The sequence below is a fragment of the Rhodanobacter sp. IGA1.0 genome (assembly GCF_040208325.1).
GTDB lineage: Bacteria > Pseudomonadota > Gammaproteobacteria > Xanthomonadales > Rhodanobacteraceae > Rhodanobacter > Rhodanobacter spathiphylli.
Map to the genome: position 1 here is coordinate 3729259 of NZ_CP157948.1, position 15153 is coordinate 3744411.

The window sequence follows — 15153 nt, forward strand, 5'->3', positions numbered from 1 at the left end:
TAACGTGGCGGTTTGAACTGCCAATGAACGTTCCGGAAAATCACGGGAACGGATTCATCCCGCCGGCGGGGAGCCCCCGCGCCAGGGCCGTTTCATAGACATGCTGCTCGATCATCTTGCCGAGCAGGCAACTGGGAACGGCCAGGGCGGACGCCAGCAGCCCGCCGCCGAATCGGTCGGTGAACAGCAGGGCCGCGCAGGGCAGCACGTAGATCAGCAGCGCGGCGGCGATGCGGGGCAACGACAGGTACTGGACATGCAGGTCATGGTCGCTGCCCTGGGCCGGCGCCAGTGACTGCCAGCGCATGCCTTCGAGCAGGCCCAGCAGCAAGGCCAGCGCCAGCAACAGCAGAATCCACGGATAGGCGCCGTGCTCGGGGCCTGGCCCGCCCTGCATCATCACGCACAGCCACAGCCACAAGCCGCCGCCGTACCAGGCGGTGACCAGCCGGCTGACCGGCAGGGAGGAGGACATCCGCTGCAGGTCGGGCGAAAGCTGGCTGCGAAAGCGGTACGCGCTGTGCACCAGGCTGACCAGGCTGCACAGCAGCAACGCCACCCCGGCCATGCGCATCGACAACACGTGTCCGTGCCCGTCCCCCAGCACCAGCAGCAACAGCACGGGCAGGAAGCAGGCCAGCGCCATCCACGCCGCCCGCTTGGGCCAGCGTCGTTCCGCCGGCGGCCCGCCGTACCACGCGGTGTTCGCCGAAAGACGCAAGCCGCCCAGGGCCAGTCCCGCGCACACCAGTGCGGTGCCCAGCACCAGCGGCATCTGCATCGCGCCGTTGCCGATCTGGTTCATGCCCAGGGTCAGGCCCATGCCCAGCCAGATCCACAAGCCGTAGCCGCTGACCGCCAGCACGCGCAGCAGGATCTCGGCGTAACTGGATCGGGTCGTCCCGGCAAGGGCGGGGTCGTGCGTGCTGGTGACGTCTGTCGGCAATTCGCGGCTGGGCGACATGAGGCATCCGATGCTGGTTTCGACCATGCCGGCGGCGACTTGTGAGCAACGCAGGCCGCCTCCATGCTACACAAGGCCTGCCATCGACGAAACGCCGACGACCCATGGATCGCTACGAACGCATACTGACCCTGCACCGGCTGCTGAAGTCGGCGCACTATCCGATACCGCTGCCGCGCCTGCTCGACGAACTGGAATGTTCGCGCGCCACCCTGTATCGCGACGTGGCCTTCCTGCGCGACGCATTGCGCGCGCCGATCGAGAGCGGTGGCAACGACCAGGCCGCCGCGTTCCGTTACGAGCAGGGCGAAGGCGAGAAGTTCGAACTGCCCGGCCTGTGGTTGACCTCCGACGAGCTGGCCGCCCTGCTGGCGCTGAACGAGCTGATCGGCCGCTCCGGCCCCGGCGTGCTGGCCGGCGCACTGGCGCCGTTCAAGTCGCGCATCGAGGGCCTGCTTTCCAACCACGACAACGGCAAGGCGTTGCCGATCGAGCGGATCAGGGTGATTCCCTGGGGCGAGCGCAAGCTCGACCAGCAGGTGTTCCGCACGGTGGCCGGTGCGGTGCTGCAGCGACAGCAGCTGCGCTTCCGCTACCGCGCGCGCACCACCAATGCCGACAGCCGCCGCACGGTGTCGCCGCAGCGGCTGACCCACTATCGCGACAACTGGTATCTGGACGTGTGGGATCACGACCGCGAGGCGCTGCGCAGCTTCGCCGTCGACCGGATGGCCGAGGCGCACGCGCTGGACAGCGCCGCCATCGACGTCCCCGACAGCGACCTCAACGAATTGCTCGCCTCCAGCTACGGCATCTTCGCGGGCAAGCCCAAGGCCTGGGCCACCATCCGCTTCTCGTCGCACGCCGCGCGCTGGGTCGCCGACGAACACTGGCACTCGCAGCAAAAGGGCGAATGGCTGCCCGACGGCCGCTATGAACTGAAGCTGCCCTATTCCAACTCGAAAGAGCTGCTGATGGACGTGCTCAAGTACGGTCCGGATGCGGAGATCGTGGCGCCCATGTCGCTGCGCGAGGAGATGAAGATCCTGCTGCAGCTGGCATTGGGCGGATACGCCCAGCCATGACTGGCGCTACCACTCCTCGGTGGCGTTCGCACAACCCGGATGCACGATGAAGCGACTCCCGCACGGCACCTTCGCCTCCTCTCCCCTTGGGAGAGGATTGAGGTGAGGGCGGCGTGCGACGAAACTTGAGCGAAGTAGGCTTTGAGATGGCTTCCGGGCGGGGGGCACCCTCTCCCCAACCCTCTCCCGGAGGGAGAGGGAGCAAACGCGAAATGCGCTTTAGCTCTATTAAAACGGCCAGAACTGCGGTATCAGCCACATCGACAACGCGCAGAAGATGGCGATCAGCGGGATGCCCACCTTCATGAAGTCGGTGAAGCGATAACCGCCGGCGTAGTAGACCATGGTGTTGGTGGGATAGCCGACGGGCGTGGCGAACGAGGTGGCCGCGGCGAAGGCGACGGCCACCACGAATGGCCGCGGGTCCACCTTCATCGCATGGGCGACCGACACCGCGATGCCCACCATCAGCACCACCGAGGGATTGTGTCCCATCAGTTCGGTGAGCAGGGCGGTGAGCAGGTAGACCATCAGCAGGGCGGCCAGCGGGCCGTGCTCGCCGACCACGCCCAGGCCCATCTGCACCAGTTCCTGCGACAGGCCGCTGCGCTCGATCGCGATGCCCAGCGGCAGGATCGCGCCAAGCAGGATGATGATCTTCCAGTCGATGCCTTCGTAGACGTCCTTGCGGCCGAAGCAGCCGGTGATCGCCATGGCGATGGCGCCGCAGATCGCGGCGATCGGAATCGGCAGCCAGTGCAGGCCCGAGGCCACCACCACGCCGGCCATGATGGCCGCCGCGTAGAACGCCTTGCGTGGCGTGCGATGCGTTTCCTCGCGCTCGCTCAGCACGATGAAGGCCTCGTCGTTGCGCAGGTTCGACAGGGCGTCGTCGTCCACCAGCACCAGCAGCACGTCACCCACCGCCAGGCTGACGTCGCTGAGCTTGTCGCGCAACAGCTGGCCACGCCGGTGGATGGCCAGGGCGACCGCGTCATAGCGCCAGTTCAGGCCGGTCTCGTCGAGCCGCCGGCTTTCCATCGGGCTGGCCGGTGCCACCATCAGCTCCACCATCACGCGCGAGCGGTCGTCGCCCTTGGCATAACGCCGGTCCGGTGCGTTGCGCAGGCCGGTGCGACGCTGGAATTCCTCGATCTTTTCCCAGTCGCCGCGCACCAGCAGCACGTCGCCCACGGCGATCTCCTGGCTGCGCGGCGACCACATGCGCTTTTCGCCCCGCAACAACTCCAGCGGGTAGACGCCGTAGCGCTCGCCCAGCTTCGCATCGGCGATGCTGCCGCCAACCAGCGACGACTGTTCGGTCACTTCCAGCTCGGTGACGTATTTGCCGATGTCTTCCTGCTCCGGCATCTCCGCATCGATGTGGCGCGGCAGCAGCCAGCGCCCGACCAGCATCAGATAGAGGATGCCGACCACGGCGAGGATCACCCCCATGCGGGTGAACTCGAACACGCCGAACGCCGGCATGCCGTGCTTCTGCGCCAGCGTGTCGGCCAGCAGGTTGGACGAGGTGCCGATCAGCGTGCACACGCCGCCCATCTGCGCGGCGTACGCCATCGGCATCAGCACGCGGCCTGGCGGCGTATGCGTGCGCTGGCACACGCGCAGCGCCAGCGGCAGGAAGGTGGCGACCAGGGCGATGTTCTTGACGAAGGCGCCCAGCGGCGCGATCGCCAGCATCAGCGCCAGGGTCAGCAGCCAGGGACGCCTGATCCGGATCAGCCAGCGGCTCAGCGGTTCCAGCGCACCGGAACGTTCGATGCCCAGGCTCAGCGCGAACATCGCCGCCACCGTCACCGTGGCCTCGTTGCTGAAGCCGCTCAGCGCTTCCACCGGCGTGACGATGCCGAGGATCACCAGGGTCGCCAGCACCAGCAGGGCGACCAGATCGATGCGCAGCTTCTCGCTGGCGAACAGCGCCATCGCCAGCGCGATCACCGCCACGGTCGCCCAGGCCTGCCAGCTCACGCGGCAGGCCCCGGCCCGCGCACGCGGCAGGGCTTTCGGTCAGGAATGGATGATGAAGAAGCCATGCGTGATTCCGTGTTCGTTGCCGCCGGCCGGGTGCCGCAGCCCGGTCATACTAACCAGCCGCCGCCACCGTCGCTCGCGGTGATGCAGCCTGCCAACGGCAGCGCCTGCATTTCGTGATTGAATGCCCGCCATGAAAGCACATCAGCCCGGACCGCCCTCGACCACGCCGCAACTGCCCGCCGCGCCACCCGGGCCGACGGTGGCGCTGGCCCTGGGAGCCGGTGGCGCCAAGGGGCTGGCGCATATCGGCGTGATCGAGGAAATCGAGGCGCAGGGTTACCGGATCGTGGCGATCGCCGGCACCTCGATGGGCGCCCTGATCGGCGGCATCCATGCCAGCGGCAAGCTGGAGGTCTATCGCGACTGGGTCTGCGCGCTGGCCAAGTTCGACGTGCTCAGGCTGGTCGACTGGACCTTCACCGGCGGCGGGCTGATCAAGGGCGAGAAGATCATCGAGACGATGCGCGGGCTGATCGGCGACGTGCAGATCGAGGAGCTGCCGCTGGCCTTCACCGCGGTGGCCACCGACATCGAGCGGGGCCGCGAAGTCTGGCTCAGCCGCGGCTGCCTGTTCGACGCGATCCGTGCCTCGATCGCCATCCCCACCGTGTTTCGTCCGCACCTGATCGACGGGCGCCGGCTGGTCGACGGCGCCCTGCTCAACCCGGTGCCGGTGACTCCGCTGATCCGCGAGAACGCCGACTACACGATTGCCGTCAGCGTCGACGGCGCGCCCGTCACCACCACGCCACCGCAACCGCCAGTCCGCGACACGAACGCGCAAGCCGGTTATCGCCAGCGCATCGGCGACTTCATCGGCCGGATGGTTTCGCATGGCGAGAACCAGCCGCCGGTGCCGGGCACGCTCGACCTGCTGACCCAATCGATGGACCTGATGCAGGCCAACCTGGCGCGGCTGCGCCTGGCCGCCTACGAGCCGGATCTGCTGATCGAGTTGCCGCGCAACATCGCCAGCGCCTACGAGTTCTACCGGGCGCGCGAGCTGATCGAGATGGGCCGCCTGCAGGCCCGCGCCACGCTGGCCAGCTGGCCGCGGGCGGGCACGCCGCAGCGCGAGGCCTGAAGGTCGCGGCTCAGCGCCTGTAAAGAAAACCACTTCCTGTGGTTTTCTTCTATCGCACGTCCGGTACCTGCCCGGACGTGCTCACATGAAGCAATCACTTGCGTGACCGCTTCATGTCCGGCCATCCGTGGCCGGCCTGAGAGGTTGAAACTCACAACCTCTCAGCGCGGCCCGTGCGAGCGCAGCCAGTTTTCCAGATACGCCTTCAGCGCCACCGCGTTGTTGTGTTCCTCGTCGCGGGCGCCGTACAGCAGGGTGAGCTTGTGCCGGCTGGCGCGCTGCGCCAGCGGTTGCCAGTGTTCGGCGAGCTTGTCCAGTTCACTGGCGTAGCGATGGCGGAAACCGTCCCACAACGCGGGATCGTGCCCGAACCACTGGCGCAACGCGGTCGACGGCGCCAGTTCCTTCGCCCACAGGTCCAGCGGCACCGCGTCCTTCTTCAGGCCGCGCGGCCACAGGCGATCGATCAGCACGCGATAGCCATCGGTTGCTGCAGCCGGTTCGTAGACGCGTTTGACGGCAATGCTCACGGGCAGTCTCCCGATGCTCCGGATCAGCCGAGGACCCGACCCAGCATACGAGCCTCCGGTTCGGGCGACGTGACCTGGATCAGAGTTCCTCGACCCGGGTGACCTTGCCGCGACGCATCAGCCAGGCCACGCCGCGCAGGTCGGCCAGGCCGACCCACAGCCGGTCCAGCATGCCGTACTTGGACACGCCGGCGGTGCGCGGGCGATGGCCGACCGGCACGCTCTGGGCGGCGAAACCGGCACGCTTGACCAGCGCCGGCAGGTAGCGGTGCATGTGGTCGAAGTAGGGCAGGCGCAGGAACACCTCGCGCTCGAACAGCTTCAGGCCGCAGCCCGTGTCCGGGGTGGCATCGCGCAGCATGCGCGAGCGCACCGCGTTGGCGATCTTCGAGGAGATGCGCTTGTTGAAACTGTCGCGGCGGGTGGTGCGCCAGCCGGCGAACAGCCGCGTTTCGGCCGACGCCGCATCGCGGGCGACCAGCAGTTTCGGGATGTCGGCCGGATCGTTCTGGCCGTCGCCGTCCAGCGTGGCGATCCACGGCGACTGCGCCGCGCGCACGCCGTTCCACACCGCCGTGCTCTGGCCGCTGCGGGTCACGTGGTGCAGCACCCGCAGTTCCGGATGGCTCGCCTTCTGCGCCGCCAGCACCGCGCGGCTGTCGTCGCTGGAATCGTCATCGATGTAGATGACTTCGTAGTCGACCTGCCCGCGCAGGGCGGCAGCGATTTCGGCCAGCAGCGGCGGGATGTTGTCACGCTCGTTGAAGACGGGGACGACGACGGAGAGTTGCGGCATGGGGCGGGCCTTTCAGCAGAACGGGCACCGCGAAGGGCGGCGAACGCGCAGTTTAATGCCTGCCGGCTCGAACCGTCGAAACCGGGCCCAAAACCCGTTGTAAGGAAATCCGCGGCCACCGGGTCATCTACCGCAGCCGGAATCGTCCGGCATCCACGGGAGAGACCCATGCAAGCCCAGACCATCCTCAGCTCCGCCCTGCTCAGCCTGCTCGCCGCCGGCGCGCTGGGCGCCGCCAGCACCGCCCACGCCGCCGACAAGATGGCCGCCAGCGCCACCCAGAAGTGCTACGGCGTCAACGCCGCGATGAAGAACGACTGCCAGTCCCCGGGCCACTCCTGCGCGGGCCAGGACAGCAAGGCGCGCGATCCGCAGGCCTTCGTGGCGGTGCCCGCCGGCCTGTGCGCCAAGCTCGACGGCGGTTCGCTGCAGGCGCAGGCTGCCATGTCGCACGACGCCATGATGAAGAAGAGCTGACAGCCGTGCCCCCGTCACGCCCCGTGCGTGCGCAGCCGATCCCGACGAGTGTCGGGATCGGGCTGCGGCCGGCGCACGTCGCGCACGTGCTGCAACACCGCCCCGCCGTGCCGTTCTTCGAACTGCACAGCGAGAATCTGTTCTGCGCCGGCGGCGCCTTGTGGGACGCGTTCGACGCGCTGCGCCGCGACTACCCGGTGAGCCTGCACGGCGTGGGCCTGTCGCTGGGCTCGGCCGATCCGCTCGATCCCGCCCACCTCGCCGCGCTGCGCGCGCTGGTGCAACGCGCCGAGCCCGCCTTGGTGTCCGAGCACGTGTGCTGGGGCGCCATCGGCGGGCGCCACTACAACGACCTGCTGCCGCTACCCTACACCGAGGAAGCGCTGGATCTGATGGTGGCGCGCGTGGGCCAGTTGCAGGAAGCGCTGGGCCGCCGCGTGCTGGTGGAGAACGTCTCCAGCTACATCCATTTCAGCCACTCGACGCTGAGCGAGTGGGAGTTCCTTGCCGCACTCGCCGCGCGCAGCGGCTGCGGCCTGCTGCTGGACGTCAACAACGTCTACGTCAACAGCGTCAACCACGGCTTCGACGCGCAATGCTTCATCGACGGCATCCCCGCCGACGCGGTGGGCGAACTGCACCTGGCCGGCTTCACCCGCAAGCACGGGCTGGGCGGCGAACTGCTGATCGACTCGCACGACCAGCGCGTCGATGCCGCCGTGTGGGCGCTGTATGGCTACACGCTGGCCCGCATCGGGGCCAGGCCGAGCCTGATCGAATGGGACCAGCACCTGCCCGATTTCGCCGTGCTGGAGGACGAGGCGCGGCTCGCCACGGAGCATCTCGATGTCGTCACCGCCCTCGCTGCGTGAACTGCAGCACGCGTTCGCCGGCGCCATCGTGAACGGCGCAGCGCCCGCGCTGGAACCGTGGATCGCCGCGCGCGGCATCGCGCCCGCCGCCCGCCTGCGCATCTATCGGAACGCGAACCTCGCGATCCACGTCGATGCGCTGGCCACCAGTTTTCCCGCGCTGCAGCGCCTGCTCGGCGAGGACTGCTTCGACGGCCTCGCCACCCGCCACGCTGCGTACCGCGGCAACCGCAGCGGCAACCTGCAGGACCATGGCGCCGACTTCGCCGCGTTCGTGGAAGCGCAACCGGAAACCGCGCCATGGCCCTGGCTGGGTGACGTGGCACGGCTGGAATGGCTGCGCCAAGAAGTGGCGCTGGCCGCCGATGCCGCGCCCGCCGATGCGGCAGCCCTGGTCGCCGCGCTGGCCGACGCGGAGCAACCGCCGCGGCTGCGGCCCTGCGTGCGCGTGCTGTCCTGCGCCTGGGCGGTGCTGGATCTGTGGCGTTGTGCGCAGGCGCCGGAACACGACGCCATCGACCCCGCCGCGCCGCAATCCGTGCTGCTGTGGCGCGAAGGCAGCCAGGTGGCGATGCGTGCCATCGCACCCGCGCAGGCCGCGTTCGTGGCCGCGCTGCGGCACGGATCATCGCTGGATCTGGCGCTCGCCGCCGCCCAGCTGATCGACCCGCAGGCGCCGCCCGAAACCCTGCTGCGTCCCCTGCTCGAACACGCGCTGCTCGCCGCGTGATCCGTCATCCACTTTCCGAGGAATCGCCCGCATGAACACCACCGTCGCCATCGCCCGCTGGTCGCGCCTCACCGCGCAACTCGCCGTGCTCACCCCGCTTGCCCTGCTGCTGTTCCGCGTGTTCGTGGCGCTCGCGTTCTGGCGCGCCGGCACGGTGAAGTGGGACGACCCCAGCGGTACCGCCTACCTGTTCGACAACGAATACCAGGTGCCCCTGCTCGCCCCCGCGCTGGCCGCCACGCTCGCCACCTGGACCGAACTGGTGCTGCCGTGGTTCCTCGCCCTCGGCCTCGGCACCCGCGTGGTCGCCGCCGTGCTGTTCGTCTACAACATCGTCGCCGTGGTCTCCTATCCCGCGCTGTGGCCGAACGGCCTCTGGGCCGGCCTGATCGGCGGCGACTTCAACGACCACAAGGCCTGGGGGCTGATGTTGCTGGCCCTGGTGGGGCTCGGAGCAGGGCGGATTTCGCTGGACGCCGTGGTGAGCCGGCGGTTCCGGTGACGGGAAGACTCAGGGTGCCAACCGGCCCGGCGCCTCGTTGACCGTGCGGCGCTGCGCGGTCTGCGCGCCGCCCACTCCATCGATCGCCGCGCGCCAGTGGCGCGCCACCGCGTCGAACGGACGTGCGCCACCACGGTCGGTGAGCATCACCAGGGTGCCGTGTTGCAGCGGCACGATGCGGCCATGCCAGCCGTCGCGCTGGAAGTCGCTGGCCTTGGCCACCTGCTTGTGCGGCAGGTAGAGCACGGCGACCGGGGTGCCGCCGACGCGGCTGACCAGGTGTACGGTCTTGTAGGGGCCGACCGGGCAGTCGTGCACATAGGTGACGTCGGCGGGGGCGGGGCCGCGCAGGCTGACGCCGCGCACCGCGAAGCCGTCGACGATGGCCGGAGCGCCGATGGGCTGGACGAGCTCGAGCGAGTGGATTTCGTCGGGCATGTGCGCGACGGCAAGCGCCGGCAGCGAGCGCGCATCCAGCTGCTTCCAGCCGTAGCCGCCGAGGCCGAGCGCGAGCAGCAGCGAGGCGGCCAGTGCGAACGCCAGCTGGCGGCGACGGGTCTGCTGGCGGCGCTCGCCGGTGGCCTGGGCCAGCAGCACGCGCTCGGCGAGGCCTTCGGGCACGGACACCTCGAGCGCGGCGTGCAGTTCGCGCTCGAAGGCCTGGGCGCGCTCCCACGCGGCGGCGCACGCGGCGCAGCGGTCGCGATGGGCGAGCAGCTCGGCCGCGCGCGAGTGCGGCTCGGCGCCGAGGCGGCGGCGGAACTCAAGGCAGTCCATGCTGCGCCTCCGGGCGGCCGCCCTGCAGGATGGATTTCAGCTTCTGCCGGGCACGGAACAACTGGGTCATCACTGTGCCGGGCTGCTGGTCCAGCTCGGCGGCGATCTCGTCGCAGCTCATGCCGCCCAGCACCTGCAGCAGCAGCGGTTCGCGATATTTGTGCGGCAATCGGGACATGGCTTCACGCAGTTCGGCGGCATCGCCGTGGCGCTCGGGGCTGGCCCAGGCGGCGTCCTCGGCGAGGTTGTCTTCCAGCTCGACGGTATCCAGCGCCTTGCGCTCATGCAGGCGCGCGTGTTCGCGACGCAGGATGGTCAGCAGCCACGGCTTGGCGGACTCGGCCTCGCGCAGCGCATCGAGGCTTTTCCACGCGCGCAGCAAGGTCTCCTGCACCAGGTCCTGGGCCAGCGCGTCCTGCCCGCACAGCCAGTAGGCGAAGCGGTACAGGTCGCCGGCGTGCGCGCGGGTCAGCGCCTCGAATTGACGTTGTCGGGAACTCACTGCCAGATAGACCGGCCCGGAGCGTTTCATCTTTCACCAAGGTCAGCGGATCTTGCCGAGGATGCCGTCGAGTTCGTCGTTGCTGTGGTAGTGGATCACCAGCTTGCCGCGGCCGCCCTTGCCCTGGGCCAGCTCGACGCGGGTGGCGAAGCGCTCGCCCAGCTCGCGTTCCAGCGCGCTGATGTTCGGGTCGCGTGCCGGCGCGTGCCTGGCCTTGCCCTTGGGCGCGGTCTGCGCGCGGCGGGCGGCTTCCTCCAGCTCGCGCACCGACCAGCCCAGCGTCGAGGCCTGGCGCGCCAGCGGCACGGCGATGGACTCCTCCAGCGTCAGCAGGCAACGGGCGTGGCCCATTTCCAGCTTGCCTTCGTCAAGCAGGCGCCTGATCGCCTCGGGCATGTCGGTCAGCCGCAGCATGTTCGACACCGATGCCCGCGAGCGCCCCACTGCATCGGCGGCCTGCTGGTGGGTGAGCTCGAAGTCGTCGATCAGCCGCTTCAGCGCGTCGGCCTCTTCCAGCGGGGTGAGGTCCTGGCGCTGGATGTTCTCGATCAGCGCCATCGCCGGCACGGCGGCCTCGGAGACCTGCTTGATCAGCGCGGGGATCTCGCTCATCTGGGCGCGCTGGGCCGCGCGCCAGCGCCGCTCGCCGGCGATCAGCTCGTAGCTGTGCTTGCCCAGCTCGCGCACCACCACCGGCTGGATCAGGCCCTGCGCCTTGATCGAGGCGGCCAGTTCGTCCAGCGCCTCGTCGTTCCAGTGCCGCCGCGGCTGGTACTTGCCGGGCTGGACCTGCTGGATCGGCAGCATGCGCAGCTCGCCTTCCTGCGCCAGCATCGACGGCGTGGCGTCGCCATCGCCGCCGAGCAGGGCGTCGAGCCCGCGTCCCAATCCACGTTTTTTCGCAGCAGCCATGTCTAGAGCCTGTTCATGATCTTCAAACACCCCGCGCCGGAATCTGTTTGCGCGCAGGCCAAGGAAGAGTGAGGGAGTGGACGTCCGTCCACGACCGAATGATGACGCCGGCCTGCACGCAAACAGATCCGGCCCGATGGGTTGTCATCCCGTGGCCGCCATGCGGCAGCGCGCGGCTTGGCCTGCCGGCCAGGCAGGCCGGCACCACGCACTGCCACCTGACAGCCACGGGATGACAACGCGGGGTGTCTGAAGGTCACGAACAGGCTCTCATTCCTGGTGATTGGCGGCCGGCGCCTTGAGCGTCGGACCGCTGTCGTCGTGTGCCGGCGCCGGCGCCGCCACCTCGATGTCTTCGACCGGCTCCGCCGCCACGTTCCGCGGCAGCCCGCGCTCGCGCCGGATCACTTCGCCGGCCAGGCCGATGTAGGCGATCGCGCCGCGCGAGCTGCGATCGTACAGATGGATCGGCTGGCCATGGCTGGGCGCCTCGGCCAGGCGCACGTTGCGGGGGATGATCGAACGCAGCACCTTGTCGCCGAAATGCTGGGTGAGCTGGGCCGACACCTCGTTGCCGAGGTTGTTGCGCACGTCGTACATGGTGCGCAGCAAGCCTTCGATCTCCAGCTTCGGGTTCAGCCGGTGGCGCACCGCCTTGACCGTGTCGAGCAGGCTGGAAAGGCCTTCCAGCGCGAAGTATTCGCACTGCACCGGGATCAGCACGCCATCGGCCGCGGTCAGCGCGTTGAGGGTCAGCAGGTTCAGCGAGGGCGGGCAGTCGATCAGGATGGTGTGGTAGTTGTCCGCCACCGTGGCCAGCAGTTCCTTCAGCCGGTGCTCGCGGGCCAGCGCGTCCATCAGCTTCAGCTCGGCGGCGGTGAGATCGCCATTGCCCGGCAGCAGGTCGTAGTGCGCATCGGTGGGCACGATCGCGGCGGCCAGGGTCACTTCCTCCAGCAGCACCTCGCATCCGCTGGCCTGGATGTCACGCTTGTTGACGCCCGACGCCATGGTGGCATTGCCCTGCGGATCGAGATCGATCAGCAATACCTTGCGCTTCGCCGCGGCCAGCGCCGCGGCGAGGTTGACGGCCGTGGTGGTCTTGCCGACACCGCCTTTCTGGTTGGCGACAGCGATGATGCGGGCCATGGATGGATAGCTACCGTTCGCGAAGGACGGCTAGATTAGCATTGCCGCCGCGGCTTGCCTGCCGGGCCGGCCGCCGGTTCACGCCACGATGCGCTGGCCGCTGGCCGCATCGAACAGGTGCAGCCGCTCGCGCGCCAGGCCCAACGGCACGGCGTTGCCGGGCTCGGGCAGGGCTTGCGGCGCCACCCGGGAGACCAGCGGCTGGCTGCCGTGGCGCAGGTTGAGGAAGACCTCGTTGCCGACCGGTTCGAGCACTTCAAGCTGCGCGGTGAGGGCGGCCGCGCCGGACGGCTGCGGCTGCAGGTGCTCCGGGCGGACGCCCAGCACCACCGCACGATCGCGCCACGGCTCCCACGCGGAGGCCTGCGGCGGTTCGCCCAGCGCGATGTCGCCCTGCGCGGTGACCAGCTTCCAGCCGTCCTGCCGCTGCAGGGTGCCGTGCAGCAGGTTCATCGCCGGGCTGCCCACGAAGCCGGCCACGAACAGGTTGGCCGGCTTGTCATACAGGTTCATCGGCGTGTCGATCTGCTGGATCACCCCGCCATCGAGCACCACGATGCGCTGGCCCAGGGTCATCGCCTCGATCTGGTCGTGGGTGACGTAGACCATGGTGGCCTTGAGCTGGCGATGCAGCCGGGCGATCTCCACCCGCATCGACAGGCGCAGCTTGGCGTCGAGGTTGGACAGCGGCTCGTCCAGCAGGAACACCTTGGGATCGCGCACCAGCGCCCGGCCCAGCGCCACGCGCTGGCGCTGGCCGCCGGACAGCGCGCCGGGGCGCGAGGCCAGCCGATCTTCCAGCTCCAGCGTCTTCGCCGCCGCCGCCACGCGGCCGTCGATGTCGGCCTGCCCGTGGCCGCGCAGCTTCAGGCCGAAGCCCAGGTTCTCGGCCACCGTCATGTGCGGGTACAGCGCGTAGTTCTGGAACACCATCGCGATGTCGCGATCCTTGGGCGCCACGTCGTTGACCACGCGGCCGTCGATCGCCAGGGTGCCGTCGCTGATCGTTTCCAGGCCGGCGATCATCCTGAGCAGGGTGGTCTTGCCGCAGCCGGACGGCCCCACCAGCACCAGCAGTTCGCCGTCGGCGATATCGAAACTGGCGCCCGCCACGCCGACGTGGCCGTTGGGGTAGACCTTGCGCAACTGATCCAGGCGTACGGTGGCCATCGGCATCTCCGCGGGGGGTGGCCACGATGGCCGCATCGTCATCGGTGTGAATCTTCATCGGTTCGGCCACGGCATGCCCAGGCGTGCACAGCGGCGAAACATTCGGCTATTCTGCCCATGTAATCGTTTACATCAAGCACTTTGATTGCAGGAATCCCGATGACACGCCCCAGTTTCCGCTTTCCCGACGGCTTCCACTGGGGTGCCGCCACATCGGCCTACCAGATCGAGGGTTCGCCGCTGGCCGATGGCGCCGGCCCCAGCATCTGGCAGCGCTTCGCCCACACGCCGGGGATGATGGTGAACGGCGACACCGGCGACGTCGCCTGCGACCACTACCGCCGCTACAAGGGCGACGTGCAGTTGATGAAGGCGCTGGGCCTGCAGGGCTACCGCTTCAGCATCAACTGGGCGCGGGTGCTGCCCGAGGGGATCGGCCGGGTCAATCCGCAGGGGCTGGATTTCTACTCGCGGCTGGTCGACGAATTGCTGGAAAACGGCATCGTGCCGAACGCCACGCTGTTCCATTGGGACCTGCCGGCGGCGCTGGACGATCGCGGCGGCTGGCTCAACCGCGACATCGCGCACTGGTTCGCCGAGTACGCCGAGGTGATGTTCAAGGCGCTGGACGACCGCGTGCCGCGCTGGGCCACGCTCAACGAACCCTGGGTGGTCACCGACGGCGGCTACCTGCACGGCGCGCTGGCGCCGGGCCATCGCAGCAAGTACGAGGCGCCGATCGCCGCGCACAACCTGATGCGTGCCAGCGGCGCCGGCATCCAGGCCTATCGCGCCCATGGCAGGCACGAGATCGGCGTGGTGTTCAACATCGAGCCGAAATACCCGCACAGCGACAGCGCCGAGGATCTGGCCGCCACCCGCCGCGCGCATGCCTACATGAACGAGCAATTCGCCGACCCCGCCCTGCTGGGCAGCTACCCGCCCGAGTTGAAGGAGATCTTCGGCGAGGCCTGGCCGGACTTTCCCGAAGACGATTTCAAGCTGACGAACCAGAAGGTCGACTTCGTCGGCATCAACTACTACACCCGCGCCGTGGTGAAACACGATGCGAACGCCTATCCGCTGAAGGCGGTGCCGGTGCGCCAGCCGAACAAGACCTATACCGAGACCGGCTGGGAGGTGTTCGAGCAGGGCCTGACCGACACGCTGACCTGGTTCAAGGATCGCTACGGCGACATCCCGCTGTACATCACCGAGAACGGTTCGGCGTTCTACGACCCGCCGGTGGCCGAGAACGGCGAGCTGGACGACCCGCTGCGCACGAACTACCTGCGCAAGCACCTCAAGGCGCTGCACAAGGCGATCGGGGCCGGAGTGAACCTCAAGGGCTATTACGCGTGGTCGCTGCTGGACAACCTGGAGTGGTCGCTGGGCTTCTCCAAGCGTTTCGGGCTGTACCACGTCGACTTCGCCACCCAGCAGCGCACACCCAAGGCCACCGCGAAACTGTATGCCCGGGTGATCGAGAGCAACGGCGCCGTGCTGGACGACTGACCCATCGGAAGCTTTCGCTTCCCCTGCCCCGCA

16 protein-coding genes are annotated in these 15153 nt (G+C 68.7%); 7 read left to right on the forward strand and 9 right to left on the reverse strand.

Annotated elements, in window-relative coordinates; genetic code table 11:
- Positions 1–40: 40 nt before the first annotated feature.
- Positions 41–964, reverse strand: a complete 924-nt coding sequence (locus ABNK63_RS16685; protein ID WP_350016263.1) for a hypothetical protein — start codon at positions 962–964, stop codon at positions 41–43.
- 104 nt (positions 965–1068) lie between these two features.
- Between ABNK63_RS16685 and ABNK63_RS16690 the strand changes: the two genes are divergently transcribed.
- On the forward strand, positions 1069–2049 hold the full coding sequence (locus tag ABNK63_RS16690; RefSeq protein WP_007809939.1) for a transcriptional regulator: 981 nt from the start codon (positions 1069–1071) through the stop codon (positions 2047–2049).
- A gap of 228 nt (positions 2050–2277) precedes the next feature.
- Here ABNK63_RS16690 and ABNK63_RS16695 read toward each other — a convergent pair whose 3' ends face one another.
- A complete protein-coding gene (locus ABNK63_RS16695) occupies positions 2278–4038 on the reverse strand; it encodes an SLC13 family permease (protein ID WP_007809937.1) in 1761 nt (586 codons plus the stop codon).
- A 196-nt stretch (positions 4039–4234) separates the two neighbouring features.
- Here ABNK63_RS16695 and ABNK63_RS16700 point away from each other — a divergent pair, with 196 nt between their 5' ends.
- A complete protein-coding gene (locus tag ABNK63_RS16700; protein ID WP_007809935.1) occupies positions 4235–5188 on the forward strand; it encodes a patatin-like phospholipase family protein in 954 nt (317 codons plus the stop codon).
- 161 nt (positions 5189–5349) lie between these two features.
- On the opposite strand, the gene ABNK63_RS16705 is transcribed toward ABNK63_RS16700, so the two are convergent.
- Both ABNK63_RS16705 and ABNK63_RS16710 read right to left on the reverse strand, forming a co-directional pair.
- Complete coding sequence (locus tag ABNK63_RS16705; protein WP_350016264.1) at positions 5350–5718, reverse strand: DUF488 domain-containing protein; 369 nt, start codon at positions 5716–5718, stop codon at positions 5350–5352.
- A 79-nt stretch (positions 5719–5797) separates the two neighbouring features.
- Positions 5798–6514 (reverse strand): glycosyltransferase, encoded by a 717-nt coding sequence (locus ABNK63_RS16710; RefSeq protein WP_350016265.1) that lies wholly within the window; start codon positions 6512–6514, stop codon positions 5798–5800.
- Positions 6515–6682: 168 nt separating this feature from the next.
- Between ABNK63_RS16710 and ABNK63_RS16715 the strand changes: the two genes are divergently transcribed.
- From ABNK63_RS16715 to ABNK63_RS16730, 4 genes are read left to right on the forward strand one after another with little or no spacing between them, the layout of a single operon-like run.
- Positions 6683–6991 carry a DUF2282 domain-containing protein gene (locus ABNK63_RS16715; RefSeq protein ID WP_350016266.1) on the forward strand — a complete coding sequence of 103 codons (309 nt, stop codon included), beginning with the start codon at positions 6683–6685 and terminating at the stop codon, positions 6989–6991.
- Between the two features lie 5 nt (positions 6992–6996).
- The gene (locus ABNK63_RS16720) at positions 6997–7863 is read left to right on the forward strand and encodes a DUF692 domain-containing protein (protein WP_350016267.1); all 867 of its coding nucleotides are present in this window, start codon (positions 6997–6999) and stop codon (positions 7861–7863) included.
- Entirely contained in the window at positions 7838–8593 is a 756-nt protein-coding gene (locus ABNK63_RS16725) for a DNA-binding domain-containing protein (RefSeq protein ID WP_350016268.1), read from the forward strand. The genes ABNK63_RS16720 and ABNK63_RS16725 overlap by 26 nt, the downstream gene beginning before the upstream one ends.
- A gap of 31 nt (positions 8594–8624) precedes the next feature.
- Complete coding sequence (locus ABNK63_RS16730; protein WP_350016269.1) at positions 8625–9095, forward strand: DoxX family protein; 471 nt, start codon at positions 8625–8627, stop codon at positions 9093–9095.
- A 9-nt stretch (positions 9096–9104) separates the two neighbouring features.
- On the opposite strand, the gene ABNK63_RS16735 is transcribed toward ABNK63_RS16730, so the two are convergent.
- The 5 genes from ABNK63_RS16735 to ugpC all read right to left on the reverse strand — a co-directional run bounded on the left by ABNK63_RS16735 (position 9105) and on the right by ugpC (position 13605).
- Positions 9105–9872: a DUF3379 family protein gene (locus tag ABNK63_RS16735; RefSeq protein WP_350016270.1), complete on the reverse strand. Its 768-nt coding sequence runs from the start codon at positions 9870–9872 to the stop codon at positions 9105–9107.
- Positions 9859–10404, reverse strand: a complete 546-nt coding sequence (locus ABNK63_RS16740; RefSeq protein ID WP_007809921.1) for a sigma-70 family RNA polymerase sigma factor — start codon at positions 10402–10404, stop codon at positions 9859–9861. Before ABNK63_RS16740 ends, ABNK63_RS16735 begins: the two co-directional genes overlap by 14 nt.
- 12 nt (positions 10405–10416) lie before the next feature.
- A complete protein-coding gene (locus ABNK63_RS16745; protein WP_040673564.1) occupies positions 10417–11286 on the reverse strand; it encodes a ParB/RepB/Spo0J family partition protein in 870 nt (289 codons plus the stop codon).
- A gap of 270 nt (positions 11287–11556) precedes the next feature.
- The gene (locus tag ABNK63_RS16750) at positions 11557–12435 is read right to left on the reverse strand and encodes a ParA family protein (RefSeq protein ID WP_350016271.1); all 879 of its coding nucleotides are present in this window, start codon (positions 12433–12435) and stop codon (positions 11557–11559) included.
- A gap of 78 nt (positions 12436–12513) precedes the next feature.
- Complete coding sequence (gene ugpC, locus ABNK63_RS16755) at positions 12514–13605, reverse strand: sn-glycerol-3-phosphate ABC transporter ATP-binding protein UgpC (RefSeq protein ID WP_350016272.1); 1092 nt, start codon at positions 13603–13605, stop codon at positions 12514–12516.
- A 159-nt stretch (positions 13606–13764) separates the two neighbouring features.
- Here ugpC and ABNK63_RS16760 point away from each other — a divergent pair, with 159 nt between their 5' ends.
- Positions 13765–15120 carry a GH1 family beta-glucosidase gene (locus tag ABNK63_RS16760; protein WP_007809915.1) on the forward strand — a complete coding sequence of 452 codons (1356 nt, stop codon included), beginning with the start codon at positions 13765–13767 and terminating at the stop codon, positions 15118–15120.
- Positions 15121–15153 lie beyond the last annotated feature (33 nt).